This window comes from Acidimicrobiia bacterium (genome assembly GCA_029210695.1).
Taxonomy (GTDB): Bacteria; Actinomycetota; Acidimicrobiia; order Spongiisociales; family JAHEDJ01; genus JAHEDJ01.
Genome location: JARGFH010000020.1, coordinates 42787 through 61365 on the forward strand (window position 1 = coordinate 42787; position 18579 = coordinate 61365).

Genomic DNA, 18579 nt, shown 5'->3' on the forward strand with positions numbered 1-18579 from the left:
TCCCAACTTCAAGGGCCGTTGGACCCTGTACCGCCGTGACCTGTGGCAATACGGTGAGGGGCGGAGAGGAACAACTCAACTACATCGGGAGCCGCTGTGGCAGGAATGAGCCGTCGGACGTTTTTGAGTCGCGCCACCGCCTCGATCGTCGGTGGGATCGGCGCCCTGATGGGAATACCGACCGTCGCCTACCTCATTTCTCCCGCCAAAGCTCGCGGTGGTCTCGGCGTCGAGGCAATCCCACTCGGACCGATCAGCAAAGTCCCCATCGGGGAACCCACCCTCTTCAAAGCAACCATTGAGCGCAAGACCGGGTGGGTCACACAAGCCGAGGAGCTGGCCTTCTACGTCTCCACCGACGACGGCCGCAACTTCACGGCCATGTCCAACGTCTGTACACACCTGGGATGCCGGGTGCGTTGGGTCGACGACGAGGAGGAGTTCTTCTGTCCGTGCCACAACGCCGTCTTCTCGAAGACGGGCACCGTTGTGTCAGGTCCACCTCCCAGGGCTCTCGACCAATACGAGCTTTCCGTTGAGGACGGCCAGCTCTTCGTTGTGGGAAAGATCGAAGCATGATCGAGAAGGTCAGCGCCTGGTTCGAGGAGCGGATGGGATGGAAGCCGATATGGAAGGCGCTGGCCCTCCGCAATATCCCCAAGGTCAACTGGTTGTACACGCTGGGTAGCGCCACGCTCCTGGTCACGGTGAACCAGATTCTGACCGGCATCCTTCTCACCATCTACTACGTGCCGAGTCCGCAGGATGCCTACAACAGCGTTGCCTTCATAACGAACGAAATCACGGCCGGCTGGCTCATCAGAGGTCTGCATCACTGGGGGGCCAGCGCCATGGTCGTCCTGGCCGGACTCCACATGCTGCGTGTAGTTTTCCACGGCGCCTACAAGTTCCCCCGCGAGATCACCTGGTTCACGGGACTCGGCCTCCTCGCCGTCACGATGGCCTTCGGTTTCACCGGGTACCTGCTGCCGTGGGATCAGAAGGCCTACTGGGCCACGACCGTTGGTACCCGAATGCTGGAGGTCACACCCGTCATCGGCGACTGGCTCCTCCGGATCGCCCGCGGCGGTGAAGAACTGTCGGCGGTGACCCTGACCCGGTTCTACGGGACTCATGTATGGGTGCTCCCCTCGGTGCTCTTGATACTCCTGGGGATCCATATGTTCCTCGTCGTCCGGATCGGTATCAGCGCACCTCCCACTGCTGAAGAGGCGGCTGAAGAGCCCGATGTGGAGGTCGAGGCATGAAACCGGAGGATCGCGCCGAGTACCTAGAGGAGTACGCCAAGGACAAGAAGAAAGGGATTCCGTTCTTTCCGGATGCGGTGTTCAAGGACGTCCTGGTTGCCCTCATCGTCCTCATCGTCCTAATCGGTCTCGCCTACTTCGGTGGCGCGCCCCTGGACGAACGCGCCGACCCATCGGATTCCGAATACACCCCTCGACCCGAGTGGTACTTCCTCTGGCTCTTCCAACTGCTCAAGTATTTCCCCGGCAACCTCGAGTTCGTCGGCGTCATCCTCCTGCCCGCCCTCGGATTCGCCGTTCTCTTCGCCATGCCGTACCTGGACAGGACCAAGCTCCGACACTTCCGTAGCCGCAACTGGGTGATGGCATCAACCGGCGTCGCCGTGGTAGCCATGGGGTTTCTCACCGTCCAGTCCATCCGGGAAACCCCGGCACCGGCCGACGTGACCGGCGCCATCAACGCCGCCGCTCTCTTCACCGAGAATTGCTCCGTGTGCCACGGCACTTCCATCGATGTCCCGATCGGGATCAATCTGCATGAGACGATTGCAGGTGGCCACGAGGGAATGCCCGCCTTCGCGGCCACCCTGTCCACCGACGAAATCGACGCCCTGGCAGGTTTCCTGGTGTCGCCTCAGGGCGGGGCGATCTTCACCGCCAACTGTGCCGCGTGCCATGATTCGAGTGACCTCGCCGCCGCCAGCCCATTCGAACTCCAGAACGCCCTGAACCTGGGCACGGGCTATGCGCCCCACACCGGCCTCGACATCCCCGAATGGTCCGAGTTCCTCTTTGGTCCGGACCGCACCGCGCTCCTCAACTTCCTACTCGCTCCGGACGGGCAGCGCCTCTATACGCTCTATTGCTCGGAGTGCCACGGAAACTCGATCAGTTGGGACGGCGGGCGAGACGAACTCGAGGCCATCATCCGCCAGGGCGGCAACCACCTCGACATGACCCAATGGCGGGACGTCCTGCCGGAAGACCAGATCACCGAACTGGCCCTGTTTGTCTACGAACCATCTGCAGCTCCCCAAGGCGAGCAACTGTTTGCACAGCACTGCTCGAGCTGTCACGGTGTTCGCGTGCCGAGCGCTCCCGACATCGAGACCGCCTACAACATCATCGCCGACGGCGCAGAACACCGCTCGATGCCCCTGTGGGGAGATGTCCTCACAGAGGAACAACTCACCGCACTCACCACCTACACCCTCGAAGCCAGTCGCGGCACCCCGATCCTCATCGGTCAGCAACTGTTCGGCCGATTGTGTTCGTCCTGCCACGGCGATTTCGGGGAAGGCGGGCCGAACCCCTCGGATCCGGTCAATATCATCGCCCCGATCAGCACAGCGTTGTATCTGGAGACTCGCGACGATCTCACGCTGCGGGCGATCATCTCGAGGGGACAACCCGATCAGGGCATGTCGCCGTTCCTCGAGAGCGAGGGCGGACCGCTCACCGAGGACGAGGTCGAAGCCCTGGTGGCCTTCCTCCGTTCGTGGCAGGCAGACCCACCGGTAGAGTTCCCGCCGGATCTCGTCCGCGGGCCGGTCGCAGGAGGGAGTACACAGGTGTACACCGCTTTCTGCGCTCAATGCCACGGCATGGACGGTGCGGGCGGACCGGGCTTGGTCGGACCCTCATTGGTCTCGGCAGACTTCCAGGATTCCTTCACGGATGAGCAACTCCACGAGGCCATCGACCTCGGCCATGCTGCCACTTCTATGATCGCCTGGGGCGAGGTCCTCACCGCCGATCAGATCCAGGGACTCGTCGACCACATCCGCTCGCTGGGCGGACGCGGAGCGATTGAGACGATCGTCTACGCACGCGACATTGCACCGATATTCCAGGCATCGTGCGCCGGTTGTCACGGAACGTCCGGAGGGTGGGATGCCGCCACCATGGAGTCGGTCATCGAGAGCGGGGACAGCGGTGCGGCCGTCGTGCCCGGCGATCCCGACGGGAGTATCCTGATGCAGCGCCTCCTCGGCGAGGGTAACTTGATGCCACCCGGCGGAGCGCTGCCGGATGCCCAGATCACATTGATCGAACAGTGGATCGCCGGAGGAGCAACCACCGAGGTGACGGTCGGCGACGAACAGGCAACCGGCGACTACACCTGGACGAAGGATGTGCTCCCGATTCTGCAGGCCAGTTGTGCTTCGTGCCACGGGTCAGCCGGCGGGTGGGACGCATCCACCTACAGCTCAACGATCAACAGCGGAAGAAGCGGCCCGGCCGTGGTACCGGGCGATGCCGATAAGAGCACGATGATCCAGCGACTGCTTCGCAATGGCGCCCTCATGCCGCCGGGGACTCCCCTGCCCGAAGAACAGATCGCCATCCTGATCTACTGGGTAAACAGTGGAGCCAAGGAGTAGAAGAGGTTCTGGAAAAAAAGAGGTTCTGGGTTCTAGGTTTTAGGTTCTGGTTCTCGAGGGCTGGGCATTGGGTATCTCACGCTGCTGAGGTTGGGGAGCCAATTGCCAATTGCCAGTTGTCCAATTGCCGATCGCCAGCCACACGGAGCACAGGAACTGGCGATACCTCGATGGCCCGTCTTCGGGAATCTGACACTTTGACCCAAAGTACGAGCCGTTCGGCCCGGGGCGAATAAACGTCCCGTCGGGTCGGTTTGCTACTCTCCTTCGCACCCCGGCCGCGTGCGGGGACTGGCGCAGTAGGGTGTCGACGACGGAGCATCTGGTATGGAGAAACTTCATTTCTTCGACGAGAACATCCCCTGTCTCGCCGCCTGTCCTGTCAACACGAATGCCGGCATGTACGTCGCCGCCATCGCAGACGGACAGGATGAACTGGCCTACCTGACTGCTCGCCTCCCCAATCCGTTTGCGTCCGTCTGCGGACGGGTTTGTGCGGCTCCCTGCGAGGACGCTTGTCGCCGCGGCGAAATCGACAAGCCCATTGCCATTCGGGCACTCAAGCGGTTCGTCACCGATCAATTCGGTGTGGAAGCGGGCATGGACACCTACAAGCAGGTCGCCGCTCCCCCACTCGAGTCGCGACCACAGAGCGTCGGTATCGTCGGAGGGGGCCCGGCCGGCCTGGCTGCCGCCCACGACCTCCGCCGTCTCGGCTACGCCGTCACCCTGTATGAAGCCACCGGGCAACTCGGCGGCATGATGCTGCTCGGGATCCCCGAGTACCGCCTGGATCGATCCCTTCTGGCGGCGGAGATCAAAGCCATCACCGATCTGGGTGTTGAGGTGCGTTTGAACACGAAACTCGGCGAAGGCATCACACTCGACGACGCCCGCCGACGCCACGATGCGGTATTCGTGGCTATTGGGGCGACCCTGGGGCGCGGCCTCGACCTCGAAGGCCACGACGCAGACGGGGTCTTGAAGGCGATCGAGTATCTCATCAACGCCAACCAGGGTTTTGCTACCGAGGTCGGCCAGAAGGTCGTCGTGATCGGTGGCGGCGACGTGGCGATGGATGCCGCCAGGACCGCCCTGCGAGCTGCAACATACGATGAGATTGCCCGCCGCCACGCTGAATACGACGAAGAGGACGGGCGCTCTTCAATGACCGAAGCCCTCGACGTTGCCCGAACGGCTGCGCGGACGGGCGCCCAGGACATCACCATCATGTCCCTGGAGGCCAAACACGAAATGCCGGCCTCGGAGTTCGAGGTCGAAGAAGCGGAGCACGAGGACATCAAGTTCGTCAACCGCCGCGGCCCCGCCCGGATCCTCACCGCAGATGGCAAGGTCACCGGCATAGAGACGATCGGGGTCACGCGCGTATTCGACGAGAACGGCCGCTTCTCTCCTGAATTCGATGACGCCGATCGAGTGACGCTAGAGGCCGACACAATCATCATGGCGATCGGCCAGGCCATCGACGTTGAGGCGCTGGGGGCGAATGGTCCGGAGCTCAGTCCTCGCAAGACCATCCAGGTGGGTGACGACAGCCTGGCGACTTCACTTCCGATGGTATGGGCCGGTGGCGACGCGGCCAGAGGCCCGCGCACCCTCATCGACGCGATAGCAGACGGCCGGATCGCGGCCCGTGAGATCCACGAGGCATTCGGTGGCAGCTTCGCCGAGCAAGATGCCGGAACCATGGTGCAGCTTGACCAATTCCACCGTCTCGACGACGTCTACGACCGGGTCCCCCGGGTCGCCGTACCCACGCTGCCGACCGACCGGCGCATCGGTCTGGCAGAAGTCGAAACAGGGTTCACCATCGAAGAGGCCAGGTGTGAGGCACAGAGGTGTCTGCGCTGCTTCGCCAACATCCTCCTCGACACGGACATCTGTGTGCTGTGCGCGCTGTGCGCCGACGTCTGCCCGCTCGACCTGATCTCGCTGGTGCCTTCTGAGGACATTCACCCGGACGAGGCGGGTGGCACGGCATTAATGTTGAACGAGCAGAGCTGCATCCGCTGCGCGCTGTGCATAGAGCGATGCCCGACGGATGCGTTGTCGATGGGGCTATGGACCGGAGTGGGAGTGCCGACCTTGGGAGCACGGGTATGACGTTGGGACAACGAATCCGCGAGAGCATCATTGGTCGTTCGATCTGGCGTGCCACCGACCGAACCACTGAACGCGATCAGGCGGCCGGACACTGGGCGAACTTCTTCCTGCACATCTATCCGGTGAAGGTGCGCCGAAAGGAGATCACGTTCCGCTACTCCTGGTATCTCGGTGTGGCGTCGCTGGTCCTGTTCGGATCTCTTCTAGTGTCGGGCATCTACCTGATGTTCTTCTACGTCCCGTCGCCTGCCCAGGCCTACGGCGACATCCTCAACCTGCAGACCCGGGTGGCTTTCGGCCAGTACATCCGTAACGTCCACCGCTGGTCGGCTCACCTCATGGTGCTGGTCGTCGCCGCGCACATGGCAAGGGTGTTTTACCGGGGCGCCTACAAGAAACCGCGTGAATTCAACTGGGGTGTCGGCGTCATCCTCCTCGTGCTCACGCTGCTCCTTTCCTTCACCGGCTACCTGCTCCCCTGGGACCAGCTCGCCTACTGGGCTGTCACGGTCGGCACCGAGATGGCCGCCTTCGTCCCGCTGATCGGAGACACCGTCAAGGAGATGATGCTGGGTGGGCCGGTAGTTGCATCGTCGACGCTGCTGCGGTTCTACGTTCTGCATGTCGCCGTGCTACCCACGGCCGTCGTCCTCCTCATCACGATCCATTTGTGGAGATGGCGCAAAGACAGCATGCTCGACGCGGCGAAGGAGGGTGTTGATGTCGACGCCTAGACCCGATCAGGAGAATCCTGAGATCATCGCCGGACAACGGGTGCTCGGGGTTGTTCCCGGCAAGCCACCCGGCGGCGACCGCAAGGTTCTGAGCGAGCAGGAGCCGGTCATGGTCTGGCCGCATCTGCTCGTCCGCCACGCCGTGGCGGCGCTGGTGGTCATCGCCGTCGTTCTGGTTCTCGCCATCTTCTTCGATGCCCCGCTACGTGAGATCGCCAACCCCACACTGACGCCGAACCCGGAGAAAGCCCCCTGGTATTTCGCGGCGCTCCAGGAACTGCTGGCGTTGTTCCACCCGCTGGTGGCCGGTGTGCTGGTTCCGGGCGCCATCGTCCTCGGGCTCTTCGCGCTTCCATACGTCGACAGGACTTCTACGATCGAGCCACGTTTCCGCAAGGTGGCGGTGGCGACCTTCACGATCTTCATGGTCGTGTGGATAATCCTGACGATTATCGGATTCGCCTTCCGCGGCCCCAACTGGGGTTGGGTGTGGCCCTGGCAAGAGTGGTACGGAGAGTTATGAGCAACGGAATCGGTCGGAGAGAATTCCTGTCCAGGGCCTGGAAGTGGGGAGCGGCCCTCATCGGCGTCGCCGGGGGCTGGACCACCTGGGACATCCTGCAGCCCCGGATCACCGGAGGGTTCGGTGGGATCATCAAGACAAAGGCAGCCGACACGGTGCCGGACGCCACCGTCGAATCCATCCGCGCCGCCAGAACCTACCTCACCAGGATCGACGGTGAGGTCGTAGCCCTCTCCGAGAAGTGTCCGCACCTCGGTTGCCGGGTGCCGTGGTGCGATTCGTCCGGACAATTCGAGTGCCCGTGCCACGGATCGGTCTTCAACCGGGCGGGCGAGTACCGCTCAGGACCGACCCCGCGCGGAATGGACCGCTACGAGTTCGAGACGATCGACGGCATCGTCTACGTCGACACCGGAACACTGATATCCGGACCGGCGATCGGTGTGGAGACCCTCAACGAACCCGTACGAGGGCCATCGTGTGAGGACAGCTCGCATGGGTGAGCGACCGGTTGATCAGGAACTCGAGCAATCGACCGTCAAGTGGATGCAAGCCGGACTGGCCCTGATGGTCGTCCTGGTGCTGGCCTTCCCGGCCTACCGGCTGCTGGAACCCACCAACCGTGAGGAGGCGCGTCAGCTACTGACGGAGGAGCTGGCTGCGCAGGGCGAGGAACTGTTCGTCGGCCAGTGCGCCGCCTGCCACGGCGAAAACGGGCTGGACGGACAAATCGGTCCGTCGTTGAACTCGAAGCAGTTCCTCGAAGCCGCCACCGACGCCCAGATCATCAGCCTCGTCTCGGTCGGCGTCCCGGGCTCCCAGATGGGCGCCTACTCGATCGACTTCGGCGGTCCACTGACCCTGGAGCAAATCACGGGCATCGCGACCTACTTGCGCTCGCTGGAAGAAGACGCCCCGGACAACCCGGACTGGCGAGCAGTCGTGGAACCGGGGAACTAGTCGCGAGTTCCTAGTCGCGAGTTACTAGTCGCCCCCTCACGCGTTTCTCCCCCGCTGAAGCTCGCGACACGCGACCCTCTCTCCGTGAGGGGAGAACACGTCAACCCAAACCCGCGACCCCCAACGCGTTTCTCCCCCGCCGAAACGGGGGAGATGCCGAATCCACGAGGCAGAGGGGCCACCCGCCACACGCGACCCGCGACCCGCTCGAGGCAGAAGGGCACTCGCGACGCACAGCCCCCCTCCCCTCCAGTCGCTCCGCTCCCTCCAGGACTCCCCCCACTCCGTGAGGAGAGAACACATCAAACGACCCGCCACCCCCCAATGGGCACTCGCGACACGCGACCCGCGACTCGCGACCCTCTCGAGGCAGAGGGGGCCACCCGCGACCCGCGACCCGCGACTCGCTACGCGTCCGTCGGGACCTCGTAGGGGTGGCCTTCGTCCTCAGGTGCTTGATACTGCTCGTCGTGTTTGACGACCAGTTGGTCGCTGCGGAATACGTCACCGTCCCAGGCGCCCTCGACGATCGCACCGACGCCCTCGCGGAACAGCTCCGGCGGAGCTCCCTCGTGCACGACGTGCACTTCATGGGCGCCGTCCGACACCGTGAACTCCACTCCGTCGGCGGTGGCCACCAGCGTCCCGGCTTCGACCTGACCGCCGAGTCGGAACCGCTCACCATCGGGGAATTGGGCCCTCTGCTCGACCGCCTCGTTGGGCGTCAAGTAGTAGACGAGGTTCTCGCCGAGGCTGAGAAACACCATCCATCCGATGATCACGACGATCGCTCCGATGGCGGGTAGTACGAACCAGCGATATCGAGTCATGTCAGCCCTCCACCCGGCGGCGGACGCTACGCAAGCGCACCGTCAAAAACGCCGCATATCCGATCATGAAGCCGTACACCACTGTGTAGGCAACAACGACCCATCCGTTAGACATCACGCACCTTCTCGAGATTGGGAGCCGTGATAGCGGCACCGGCGGGGGTGGCATCAGCGGCGGCGGACTGTTCTTCGAGTTCTTCCTCGCCCCTGGCAATGGCCGTCTTGACGCTCATGAAAGCGAGATAGACCACAGTGAAGGCTCCGACGTTGCTGAGCAACGCCAGCAGGATCTCCCCATCGATCGGAGAGTCCGGTCGCACCACCGTGATCCCCTGGTGCAGCGTGCGCACGATGATCACCGAAACGTACGACAGCGGCACGAGGAAGAAGGCGACGATGCCCAGCACCGCGGATCTCGTCGCCCGCATGGCCGGGTCGGGAATGCTGCGGCGCAAGGCCAGGTACCCGAGGTAGACAAAGAACATGAGGGCGGTCGTCATCATGCGGGCGTCGCCCCAGTCCCAGAACGTCCCCCACACCGGGTAACCCCAGATCATGCCGGTCATGAGCGCCAGTGCGGTAAAGAACACACCGACCGAAACGCTCGACTCGGCAATTCGATCGTAAACGGGCTTGCGTCTCGCCAGCCACAGGATCGAGGCGCCGAACGTCACGAGAAACGAGAGGTAGGCAAGCCACGCAGAAGGAACGTGGACGTACATGATGCGGGTGTATTCGCCCTGCAACTGATCGAGCGGCGCCTGGCCACCGAAGTAGAAGCCGACCAGAACCGCCGCCAGGGCGGTCAACCCGAGTATTCGATGTCTATTCAACGTGAGGCCTCCTCGAGAAATCGGGCGGTCAGCACACCTACCACTGCCAGCCCGAGTACCACGGCAAGTAGCAGAAGGATGGGAGTGAGGATACTTGACTTCTGCGCCAACGCTTCATACGTCTGTGATGCTCCGACGAGCAACGGGAGAGCCAGTGGTGCCACCAGCAGCGGTGCCAGCGTGTTGCGAGAGCGCAGACCGGCGGTGATACCGGAGGCGAGCGTGCCGATGAGCGCCAGGCCGACGGCCATCAGCACAAGGACCAGGATCAGGATCGCCCACCCGTCTACCGGGTCCGGGTTGTAGAGGATGATGGTGGCGGGAGCGAGCACTCCTTCGAACACGAGCAACAGGAGGAAGCTCGCCACCACCCTGCCTGCGAACTGCGCGGCCGGGTCAACGCCGAGCAACACCATCATCTCGCGATTGGCCGCGCTTTCCGTGGCCGACTGTCGAAAGGTGACCAGCATCCCGAACAGCAGGGTCACGACCCAGAACATTCCGGGTCCGATCGAGGCGATGAGGGGCCGGTCGGTTCCAATTGCCAGCGGAATGAGGAGCAGTGCAACCGCTCCAAACGGGATGGTGATGTTCAGGACCTCGCCGGTTCGGCCCTCGACCCGCAGATCCTTCAGAACGATCTCGTATGCCTGACCCCAGAACGATGGACCGCTCATCGTGACCTCCCCGCGATCACGGTCCCACCGGTCAGCTCATAGGTCGATTGCACCAGCGGCAACATGCGGTCGAGTTCGTGCGAAACGAAGACGGCGGCGCCGCCGCGCGAACGGACGTTGTCGACCACGGCGTCGACCAGCTGCGCGGCTTCCCGATCTAGTCCGGCGTGGGCCTCGTCGAGCAGCAGTAGATCCGGCCTGGTCAGAATCACCCTGGCGAACTCCACGCGTCGCTGCATCCCATGCGACGACTGCTCCGCCCGCCGGTGTTTCGCCCCACCCAGCCCGACCACGTCGAGCATCTCATCCACCCGCTCGTCTGTATGACCCGACAACCGGGCGACGAAGGAGAGGTTCTCACGCAGGGTCAACTGCGGGTAGAGCGCCGGCTGATGGCCGATGAGGGCGATCCGGCGCCGGATCGCATAAGCGGTCGATTCGCCCATCTCGGTACCGAACACCGCCACCGACCCCTCCGTCGGTCGCAGCAAAGTGGCCAGCACCCGCAGCAGCGTCGACTTGCCGGAACCATTCGGCCCGACGATCCCGGCTGCTTCTCCGGACGGCACCGCCAGTTCCACGCCTTTCAATACCGGAACCCGGCCGTATCGAACGGCGACGCCGTGCAGCTGCACTGTGGGAGGTGTGGACATGACAGACGAGTGTACGCCCGCAGCCCCCGGCGCCGAAACGCGCGCCCGGGTTGCCACCACCTGCTGCCTCCCGTTCATCACCTTCCTAGGTTTCCATGAGCTGGTTTCCACCAGGCAGGGCCCAAGGACACCGGTGCGCGAGGACTTTGCGCTGTTGGTGTGTTTCCGATATACCCGTATCCTCTGGAATGAGAAACGGGGGACCGACCCTGAATCGCCGCTGAAACGGCTCATTCAAACGGTGATCCCCATGGAGGAAGGCACAGCACAATGAACGCGACCCTCGGATATCTCTCGATCCTCGCCGCAGTGGTGGGAGCGCTCGGTATCACCGTGCGGGGTTTCATCGCCATGCGAGATCCGGAGCGGGCGAACAAGGGGTATCTGGGGTTGCCCGTCATCCTGTTCTTGTCCGGAGCCGTCGGCGCAATATTCTTCCTGGAACTCGGGCTCCTCACCGACGACTTCTCGATCAAGTACATCGCCAACAACTCGTCATCCACCACCCCGTTTCTCTTCAAGTTCGCTTCGGGATGGGCATCCCTGGAGGGATCGATCGTGTTGTGGGGCCTGGTTCTGGCCGGCTTCACATTCGCCGTGTACGCGCGGTTCTTCCGTAGCCAAACCGGCGACCGGCTCGCAGCCGGTGCTCTGGCGATCATGGGTCTCATCTCCCTCTACTTCTTCGGGCTGATGGCCACGATCTCCGACCCCTTCGCCCGCTGCGTACAAACGTTCAGCGACGGGGTCGGTTGCGTGACCGGCGAGAACGCGATTCTCGCCAACGTGATCTCCTCCCCGATCGAAGGGCGCGGTGCCAACGCACTGCTCCAGAACCACTGGCTCATGGCGCTGCATCCCCCAACGCTCTACGTCGGCTATGTCGGGCTGAGCGTCCCCTTTGCGTTTGCCATCTCGGCGCTCATCCTTCGGACGACCGGGGCGGACTGGCTGACCCGGACCCGTAATTGGACGGTGTTCGCCTGGATGTTCCTCACCGCCGGCATCGTGCTCGGTGGGCTCTGGTCGTATGAAGTGCTCGGCTGGGGCGGTTACTGGGCGTGGGATCCGGTTGAGAATGCCTCCTTCATGCCGTGGCTGGTAGCGACGGCCTTCTTGCACTCGTCGGTCGTACAGGCCAGGCGCGGGATGCTGCAATCGTGGAACTTCGTCCTCGTGATCACCACCTTCGCCCTCACGATTCTCGGTACCTTCTTGACCCGCTCCGGAGTGATCGTCTCGGTCCACAGCTTCTCTCAATCCGCCATCGGGCCGGCCCTGTTGATCTTCCTGGTGGTCGTGCTGCTGGGATCGCTCGGGCTCTTCGCCACCCGCGCCCACACCATCGCCTCTTCGCCCCGGCTCGATTCGCTCAGCAGCCGGGAAGGGGTGTTCTTGTTCAACAACCTTCTCCTGACGGTGTTCGCGTTCATGGTGCTGACCGGGACGCTCTACCCGCTCTTCGTCGAGGCGTTCTCCAACTCGACGGTGGGCGTCGGACGTCCATTCTTCGATCGCATGGCGATCCCGCTGTCCTTCCTCTTGTTGCTGGCGATGGGGATCGGACCGGTCTCGCCCTACCGGGCGGCGAGTGCCCGAGTCGTCTGGGAGCGGATTCGCTGGCCTTTCCGGGTGGCCCTCGGTGCCGCGGCGCTGGCCGTCGTGTTCGGCTACGGGAATTCGTTCCTGCTGCTCGGTGTCCTGACCGCGGTATTCGTCATGGGTGTGATCATCCACAACCTCTACAACTCGGCCGGGATCCGGGCAGGCAAGCTCGGCATTGGACGGAGACAGGCTGCCGTACGGATCATGCGTGGCGACCCGCACTACTGGGGCGGGCAGATCTCCCACCTGGGTGTCGCAATCCTGGCGCTGGGCATCGCCTTCTCTGCGAATTTGTCGGAGACGGCCACGATTTCTATCGACGCCGGCGACACCGTCAACTTCGCCGGATTCGAGGTGACCTATGAGGAGGCGTTCAGCCGGCAGGAACCCGGCCGGTTTGTCACCGGTGCAGACATCACCGTGACCCGGGAGGGGTCGGTCGTCGGCAAGTACCAGCCACGCCTCAACCAGTACGGGAACACCCGCGAGTCCATCGCCACCCCGGAGGTCGACACAATGTTCACCGGCGATCTCTACCTCTCACTCCGCAGTATCGATCCTTCCACCGTGGTCCTCGAGGTCTACTGGTTCCCGTTCATCTGGTTGATCTGGGTGGGTGGGTTCCTGGCGGCTGCGGCCGGAGTCTGGGGATTCGCAGTCAAGAAGCCCGAGCGGTCGATCGTGCCGGACGACACCCGTGTCTGATTCGATCCGCAAAATCGTGGCGGCCGTGGTGACCATCGGCCTGGCGGTCGTTGTCGTGGTCGGTCTCGTCCAGGGCGACCGTACGGATGAAGATCGAGCCCGGTCTATCGGCAGTCGGGTCAAGTGCCCGGTCTGCCAGGGCGTCGCTATCGCCGATTCACCGTCCGAAACTGCCAGGGCGATGATGGACGTCGTCGAAGAGCGAATCGCAGACGGGTGGTCCGACCGGCAGATCATCGACTACTTCTCCGAGCGGTACACCGACAGCATCGTCATCGACCCACCGTTCTCCGGGAACACTCTGCTCGTCTGGCTGCTCCCGATCCTGGCAGTAGTCGCAGGCTTCTTCATGATCTTCTCCCGGCGCAAGACGCCGGTGCCAAAAACCGATGAGGTGAAACAGTGAGCAACTTCAACCAGGAGTCGTACGACCGAGCCGCCGCCCGCAAGGAACTCGCCCTGACCGATCTCGAAGAACTGGCCCAGCAGGTGGAAGACGGTGAGATCGACGCAGCCACCGCGGCAGGACTCCGGAGCGGCTACGAGGCTGAACTTGGCGCGGCCGAGGCCGAACTGGCCACACTCGGCCCACCGCCAGCCCGCAAGAAGTCGCCCGCCTCGGCTCAGGCGCCGGGTTCGACCAAACGAGCTCCGAGCGAGACGGGGCAGCCTGCCGGGAAATCGAGCGACCTCAATACGCGCCTGCTGGTCGGCGCCGGAATTCTCATCGTCGCCCTCGTCGTGATTCTCATCTCGGTGCAGAATTCGGCACAGCCGGATCCGGCCGCGGTGGGCACCCAGGTGACAACCGCAAGCGGCGAGGGCCCCTGCGCGGAACTGGCCGGCGCGTTGACCAATCACTCCGACAACGGCTTTCGTCTGGCGCTGGCCGATTGCTACGCAGACGTCGGAGACGCCATGTCGGCGATCGAGCATTACCGGGCCGTCGCCGAGGCCGAAGGCGCCACCGACGGCGAGGTAGCCCGGGCCAACGTGGGACTCGGTTTTCTCAACCTCCAAATCGGAGAGCTCACCAAGGCTGCCGACTACATGCGCCTGGCACTCGAGCGCGACGCCGCCAATATCGAAGCTCAGTACTTCCTGGGCATGATGCTGGTCTACGACCTCGGCGACCCGGCCGCAGGGGCCCCCTACTTGGAATCGGTACTCGCCACGCCCGATTTGCCGGAGACCGTGGTTCTCGAAATCCAGGCGGCGCTCGACGTCGCAGCGGGCGAAGGCTCATGACCGATACCGACCTCGCCGTCGAGCCGACCCCGGACGCTCAGCAACGCAATCTCAAACTGTGGATAACCACCGGCATCGCGGCAGTTGCGTTCATCGCGCTGGCGCTCGTGTTCAACAGCCGGTTCGGCGTTGACCCCCGGGTCGTCGAATCCCCGCTCATCGGGAAACCCGCCCCGAACGTCGAACTTGAGGTTCTCGAGCAGGACGCCATCTCCGGCCCCATGTCCATCTCGGAACTTCGCGGCAGTGTGGTTGTCGTCAACTTCTTTGCCTCGTGGTGCATCCCCGCCTGTCGCGACGAGCACCCCCATCTCACTGCGGCCGCCGCCGACTACGCCGACCGGGGCGCGCGATTCATTGGAATAGCCACCAGCGACGCGCCGGACGACACTCGCAGGTTCCTGGACGCGCTCGGGTGGGGAACCAACTACACCTATCTCAACGACCCCGATGCCAGGGCCGGGGTCGAGTTCGGCACGTTCGGAGTTCCGGAGACGTTCGTGATCGACCGGGAGGGGCTCGTCACGCACAAATTCACAGGCCCGGTCACATACGATGAACTGGTGGTCGAGTTGGAGAAGGCGTTGGCGGGCTCATGATGGGGTGCCCGGGACACCTGGCCCCACGGTCGGGGAACTAGGCTCCTATGCGCCGCCGGAAGGTCGGACGAACATGGGTCCGGCGTAGGATCCTGTAGGGGAGACAGGGATGCAGAGAACAAACGAGCTGACACGCACGGTCCTGCGACTGGCCTGGTTGACTCTTTTGACTCTCGCATGGGTGTTGTGGACGAGTCAGGCGGCCGCCCACGCCCAGGAACTCCCCGGACGAGATGATCCGTTCTGGAAGACCGACACCTGCCTCGGCTGCCATCAGCAGTCGGACTTGTCCGTGAAACTGCCATCCGACGAGACGCTGCGACTGGTCGTATATAGAGGCGAGTACGAAGATTCAGTGCATGGTCGAACAGGAGTGGCCTGCCGCAACTGTCATCTTGACATCACCGGTGTCCCTCACCCTGATCTCACCGCCGGAAGCCTGGTCGAGTTCTCAGAACAGCAAGCCAGCTCCTGCGAGATGTGTCACCGGGATCACTACGGCAAAGTGGCAGACGAACTGCATGAGGAGTCTGGTGGTTTGTTGTGCTTCGAGTGTCATGATCCGCACACAACCGGCAGCACTGACTCGGTATCGACTGAGGTTCAAGCTTCCTGCAACGCATGCCACTCCGGGAGTATCGAGATTCCTGCACAGGGGATTCACGCCGCGGCCGAGGTCCCGGTCCCGGAGACCACGAGCGGTGTCACGATCCTGCTCATTCTCGGCGGGATCTTTGTCGGTTTCGTCGTCCTCGTCTGGTTGGCGACGGTGGCCTGGCGCGTTGTGCGCGATCGAAGCTGATCCGGCTCGGTCCCCTACGTTGCCTTGTAGCAATTCCCAAGCTCGTGCGCCCTTTCACATGGGTCGAATGACCCTACGCGATTTGCGCGCGGATCCGTCATTATGTCGGTACACGAGTCGAGTAGCTCCCGGGGAGGAAGCATGAGTCGATTTCGACACACACGCCTGGTTGTGCTTGTCGCCCTGCTGATGGTCTTGGCGGCCTGCACGAGCAGCGCCGACGACACCACCACCACTACGGGTGCGGAAGGGGCAACACCAACCACAGCTCCGCCGGCCGGCGAGCCGGTGGAATCCGAGCTCGTGGTTCCGTTCCTGGCCGCCTGGGTCGGATCTGGTCACAACAACGACACGGCTGAAGCGTTCGTGCACTGGAACGAGGACGACCCCCAGCTCATTCCGACCAGTTGCGCGAAGTGCCACAGCACCCCCGGTCACCTCGACTTCCTCGGAGCAGACGGCAGCCCGTTCGGCAGCGTTGAAGCCGACGCGGCGATCGGGACCACAATCCAATGCGAGGCGTGCCACAACGATGTCACGATTTCTCTGGACAGCGTCGTGATGCCGTCGGGCCTCGAGCTCACCGGCCTCGGCGACGAATCCCGTTGCATGAACTGCCACCAGGGCCGTGAGTCCAAGATCAGCGTGGACGCTTCGATCACCGAAGCGGGCGTCGAAGAGGACACCGTCTCCGAAGACCTGGGTTTCCGAAACATCCACTACTTCGCGGCCGCCGCCACCAAATACGGCACCGAAGCCAAGGGTGGTTATGAGTACGAGGGCAAGACCTACGATGCGTTCTTCGTCCACGTCGAGGGATACTCGACCTGTATTCAGTGCCACGATCCCCACACGCTGGAACTGAAGATCGCCGAATGCTCGACGTGCCACACCGGTGTCGCCACGATCGAGGATCTCCGCGATGTCCGCATGCCGGGATCACTCGTCGACTTCGACGGAGACGGCGACCTCGAAGAGGGCATCTACTACGAACTCGAGGGCGTGCGGGAGCTGCTGCTTCAGGCCATTGAGGCCTACGCCTCCGAGGTGGCGGGAACCGGCATCACCTACGACGCCAATGCCTACCCGTACTTCTTCGATGAGGCCGGCGAGCGATTCGCCGCCTGGACCCCGCGCCTCCTCAAAGCCGCGTACAACTATCAGGTTTCCCTCAAGGACCCGGGAGCGTTCGCCCACGGCGGCAAGTACATCCTGGAGTTGATGTACGACTCGATCGAGAACCTCAACGAAGCCATCTCGTCGCCCATCGACATGACGGCGATGCACCGCATCGACCACGGGCACTTCGCCGGGTCTGAGGAAGCCTTCCGACACTGGGACGAGGACGGCGCAGTGCCTGCATCTTGTTCGCGCTGCCACTCCACGGAGGGCCTGCCGCTGTACCTGCAGGAAGGCGTGACGATCACCCAGCCGACTTCCAACGGGTTCAACTGCTCGACGTGCCACGACAGCACGAGCGAGTGGACCCGGTATGAAGTGCTCGACGTCACCTTCCCGAGCGGAGCAACAGTCGACAGCGGCGACGCCAACACCAACCTCTGCATGAGCTGCCATCAGGGCCGTGAGTCTGGTTCCAGCGTTGATCGCCGAATCGGCGACACGGGGCCCGACTCGGTCAGCGACGCACTGGGATTTGTCAACGTGCACTACCTGCCGGCGGGTGCCACCCTTTTCGGTAGCGAAGCTGCGGGTGGCTACCAGTACGCCGGACAGACGTATGCCGGAGCCAACGACCACCCGATCGCCACGTGCACGGGTTGCCACAGTTCCCACACGCTCCAGGTTCAGGTTGAGGCCTGCGGAGGTTGCCATCAGGGGACGAACTCCGAAGAGGACCTGAAGGACATCCGGATCACTGCCGGCGACTTCGATGGTGACGGCGACGAGGCCGAGGGCATCGCCGATGAAATCACCACGATGCGCGAAGCGCTGCTGACGGCGATGCAGGCGTATGCCTCCTCGACAGAGGGCCTTCAGCCGATCGTGTACGACGCCCACGCCTATCCGTACTTCTTTACCGACCTCAACGGTGACGGAAGCGCAAGCCCCGACGAGGCGAACTTCGGCAACCAGTACGCCACCTGGACGCCGCGCCTGCTTAGGGCTGCCTACAACTACCAGTACGCAACGAAGGACCCGGGCGGCTTCGCCCACAACCCGGCCTACGTGCTCGAGTTGCTATACGACTCACTGGCGGACATCGGCGCCGACGTGACGGGATTGACCAGGCCGTAGCGACAAGGGGGGCCGGGCACACACCCGGCCCCCTCATTTTCACCCGTTCTTGCGTCACTTTGGGGCGGTGGTTTCAAGGGTTGGCCGCGACGAGTTTGTTTAGTTGTTCGGCTGGGGTTTCTGAATCGCCCTGGGTTTCTTGGAGACTCTTTACCTTGGAAGCGAGGATGGAGTTATGTCAAAGAAACTGCAGGCGCCGACGAACCGTCGGTATACCCGGGAGCAGAAGGATCAGGCGGTGCGTCTGGTCCGGAAGTTGCGGGCAGAGACGGGTGAGCGGTATGGGGCGGTGAAGCGTGTCCCCTCTGTGTCAACGTTTCGTGAGACGGGTCGTGTAGGTGTATCACTGTGTTGAGAGGGCGGGATGGGAGAATCCCT

At 63.2% G+C, this 18579-nt stretch carries 19 protein-coding genes; 15 read left to right on the plus strand and 4 right to left on the minus strand.

Going from position 1 to position 18579, the window contains the following annotated elements:
* The first annotated feature begins 105 nt into the window (after positions 1 to 105).
* The 8 genes from P1T08_08350 to P1T08_08385 all read left to right on the plus strand — a co-directional run bounded on the left by P1T08_08350 (position 106) and on the right by P1T08_08385 (position 7993).
* Positions 106 to 579, plus strand: coding sequence for a ubiquinol-cytochrome c reductase iron-sulfur subunit (locus P1T08_08350; GenBank protein MDF1596092.1), 474 nt, complete (start codon positions 106 to 108; stop codon positions 577 to 579).
* Positions 576 to 1268, plus strand: a complete 693-nt coding sequence (locus P1T08_08355; GenBank protein ID MDF1596093.1) for a cytochrome b N-terminal domain-containing protein — start codon at positions 576 to 578, stop codon at positions 1266 to 1268. The genes P1T08_08350 and P1T08_08355 overlap by 4 nt, the downstream gene beginning before the upstream one ends.
* Positions 1265 to 3652 carry a c-type cytochrome gene (locus tag P1T08_08360; GenBank protein ID MDF1596094.1) on the plus strand — a complete coding sequence of 796 codons (2388 nt, stop codon included), beginning with the start codon at positions 1265 to 1267 and terminating at the stop codon, positions 3650 to 3652. Before P1T08_08355 ends, P1T08_08360 begins: the two co-directional genes overlap by 4 nt.
* 327 nt (positions 3653 to 3979) lie before the next feature.
* The gene (locus P1T08_08365; protein ID MDF1596095.1) at positions 3980 to 5776 is read left to right on the plus strand and encodes an FAD-dependent oxidoreductase; all 1797 of its coding nucleotides are present in this window, start codon (positions 3980 to 3982) and stop codon (positions 5774 to 5776) included.
* Positions 5773 to 6510, plus strand: a complete 738-nt coding sequence (locus P1T08_08370) for a cytochrome b N-terminal domain-containing protein (protein MDF1596096.1) — start codon at positions 5773 to 5775, stop codon at positions 6508 to 6510. The genes P1T08_08365 and P1T08_08370 overlap by 4 nt, the downstream gene beginning before the upstream one ends.
* Complete coding sequence (locus tag P1T08_08375; GenBank protein MDF1596097.1) at positions 6497 to 7033, plus strand: menaquinol oxidoreductase; 537 nt, start codon at positions 6497 to 6499, stop codon at positions 7031 to 7033. The genes P1T08_08370 and P1T08_08375 overlap by 14 nt, the downstream gene beginning before the upstream one ends.
* On the plus strand, positions 7030 to 7536 hold the full coding sequence (locus P1T08_08380; GenBank protein MDF1596098.1) for a Rieske 2Fe-2S domain-containing protein: 507 nt from the start codon (positions 7030 to 7032) through the stop codon (positions 7534 to 7536). The genes P1T08_08375 and P1T08_08380 overlap by 4 nt, the downstream gene beginning before the upstream one ends.
* Positions 7529 to 7993, plus strand: a complete 465-nt coding sequence (locus P1T08_08385; protein MDF1596099.1) for a cytochrome c — start codon at positions 7529 to 7531, stop codon at positions 7991 to 7993. The genes P1T08_08380 and P1T08_08385 overlap by 8 nt, the downstream gene beginning before the upstream one ends.
* Before the next feature lie 407 nt (positions 7994 to 8400).
* Here the strand turns inward: P1T08_08385 and P1T08_08390 are convergent, their stop codons facing one another.
* From P1T08_08390 to ccmA, 4 genes are all read right to left on the minus strand, one after another.
* Positions 8401 to 8823 carry a cytochrome c maturation protein CcmE gene (locus tag P1T08_08390; protein ID MDF1596100.1) on the minus strand — a complete coding sequence of 141 codons (423 nt, stop codon included), beginning with the start codon at positions 8821 to 8823 and terminating at the stop codon, positions 8401 to 8403.
* Positions 8824 to 8930: 107 nt separating this feature from the next.
* Entirely contained in the window at positions 8931 to 9656 is a 726-nt protein-coding gene (gene ccsA, locus P1T08_08395; protein ID MDF1596101.1) for a cytochrome c biogenesis protein CcsA, read from the minus strand.
* Positions 9653 to 10333 carry a heme exporter protein CcmB gene (locus P1T08_08400; GenBank protein MDF1596102.1) on the minus strand — a complete coding sequence of 227 codons (681 nt, stop codon included), beginning with the start codon at positions 10331 to 10333 and terminating at the stop codon, positions 9653 to 9655. The genes ccsA and P1T08_08400 overlap by 4 nt, the downstream gene beginning before the upstream one ends.
* Positions 10330 to 10986 carry a heme ABC exporter ATP-binding protein CcmA gene (ccmA, locus tag P1T08_08405; GenBank protein ID MDF1596103.1) on the minus strand — a complete coding sequence of 219 codons (657 nt, stop codon included), beginning with the start codon at positions 10984 to 10986 and terminating at the stop codon, positions 10330 to 10332. Before ccmA ends, P1T08_08400 begins: the two co-directional genes overlap by 4 nt.
* On the opposite strand from ccmA, the gene P1T08_08410 reads away from it, so the two are divergent.
* The 7 genes from P1T08_08410 (at position 10985) to P1T08_08440 (ending at position 18201) form a co-directional block, all read left to right on the plus strand.
* Entirely contained in the window at positions 10985 to 11260 is a 276-nt protein-coding gene (locus P1T08_08410; protein MDF1596104.1) for a hypothetical protein, read from the plus strand. The genes ccmA and P1T08_08410 overlap by 2 nt on opposite strands.
* Entirely contained in the window at positions 11257 to 13296 is a 2040-nt protein-coding gene (locus P1T08_08415; protein ID MDF1596105.1) for a heme lyase CcmF/NrfE family subunit, read from the plus strand. Before P1T08_08410 ends, P1T08_08415 begins: the two co-directional genes overlap by 4 nt.
* Positions 13289 to 13702, plus strand: coding sequence for a cytochrome c-type biogenesis protein CcmH (locus P1T08_08420; GenBank protein ID MDF1596106.1), 414 nt, complete (start codon positions 13289 to 13291; stop codon positions 13700 to 13702). The genes P1T08_08415 and P1T08_08420 overlap by 8 nt, the downstream gene beginning before the upstream one ends.
* A complete protein-coding gene (locus P1T08_08425) occupies positions 13699 to 14544 on the plus strand; it encodes a hypothetical protein (GenBank protein ID MDF1596107.1) in 846 nt (281 codons plus the stop codon). The genes P1T08_08420 and P1T08_08425 overlap by 4 nt, the downstream gene beginning before the upstream one ends.
* A complete protein-coding gene (locus P1T08_08430; protein MDF1596108.1) occupies positions 14541 to 15143 on the plus strand; it encodes a redoxin domain-containing protein in 603 nt (200 codons plus the stop codon). Before P1T08_08425 ends, P1T08_08430 begins: the two co-directional genes overlap by 4 nt.
* Before the next feature lie 109 nt (positions 15144 to 15252).
* Complete coding sequence (locus P1T08_08435; GenBank protein MDF1596109.1) at positions 15253 to 15945, plus strand: cytochrome c3 family protein; 693 nt, start codon at positions 15253 to 15255, stop codon at positions 15943 to 15945.
* 141 nt (positions 15946 to 16086) lie between these two features.
* Positions 16087 to 18201: a cytochrome c3 family protein gene (locus P1T08_08440; GenBank protein MDF1596110.1), complete on the plus strand. Its 2115-nt coding sequence runs from the start codon at positions 16087 to 16089 to the stop codon at positions 18199 to 18201.
* Positions 18202 to 18579 lie beyond the last annotated feature (378 nt).

Coding starts and splice junctions, on each gene's coding strand:
- P1T08_08350 (MDF1596092.1), top strand. CDS start 106: ATGAGCCGTCGGACGTTTTTGAGTCGCGCCACCGCCTCGATCGTCGGT.
- P1T08_08355 (MDF1596093.1), top strand. CDS start 576: ATGATCGAGAAGGTCAGCGCCTGGTTCGAGGAGCGGATGGGATGGAAG.
- P1T08_08360 (MDF1596094.1), top strand. CDS start 1,265: ATGAAACCGGAGGATCGCGCCGAGTACCTAGAGGAGTACGCCAAGGAC.
- P1T08_08365 (MDF1596095.1), top strand. CDS start 3,980: ATGGAGAAACTTCATTTCTTCGACGAGAACATCCCCTGTCTCGCCGCC.
- P1T08_08370 (MDF1596096.1), top strand. CDS start 5,773: ATGACGTTGGGACAACGAATCCGCGAGAGCATCATTGGTCGTTCGATC.
- P1T08_08375 (MDF1596097.1), top strand. CDS start 6,497: ATGTCGACGCCTAGACCCGATCAGGAGAATCCTGAGATCATCGCCGGA.
- P1T08_08380 (MDF1596098.1), top strand. CDS start 7,030: ATGAGCAACGGAATCGGTCGGAGAGAATTCCTGTCCAGGGCCTGGAAG.
- P1T08_08385 (MDF1596099.1), top strand. CDS start 7,529: ATGGGTGAGCGACCGGTTGATCAGGAACTCGAGCAATCGACCGTCAAG.
- P1T08_08390 (MDF1596100.1), bottom strand. CDS start 8,823: ATGACTCGATATCGCTGGTTCGTACTACCCGCCATCGGAGCGATCGTC.
- P1T08_08400 (MDF1596102.1), bottom strand. CDS start 10,333: ATGAGCGGTCCATCGTTCTGGGGTCAGGCATACGAGATCGTTCTGAAG.
- P1T08_08410 (MDF1596104.1), top strand. CDS start 10,985: ATGACAGACGAGTGTACGCCCGCAGCCCCCGGCGCCGAAACGCGCGCC.
- ccmA (MDF1596103.1), bottom strand. CDS start 10,986: ATGTCCACACCTCCCACAGTGCAGCTGCACGGCGTCGCCGTTCGATAC.
- P1T08_08415 (MDF1596105.1), top strand. CDS start 11,257: ATGAACGCGACCCTCGGATATCTCTCGATCCTCGCCGCAGTGGTGGGA.
- P1T08_08430 (MDF1596108.1), top strand. CDS start 14,541: ATGACCGATACCGACCTCGCCGTCGAGCCGACCCCGGACGCTCAGCAA.
- P1T08_08435 (MDF1596109.1), top strand. CDS start 15,253: ATGCAGAGAACAAACGAGCTGACACGCACGGTCCTGCGACTGGCCTGG.
- P1T08_08440 (MDF1596110.1), top strand. CDS start 16,087: ATGAGTCGATTTCGACACACACGCCTGGTTGTGCTTGTCGCCCTGCTG.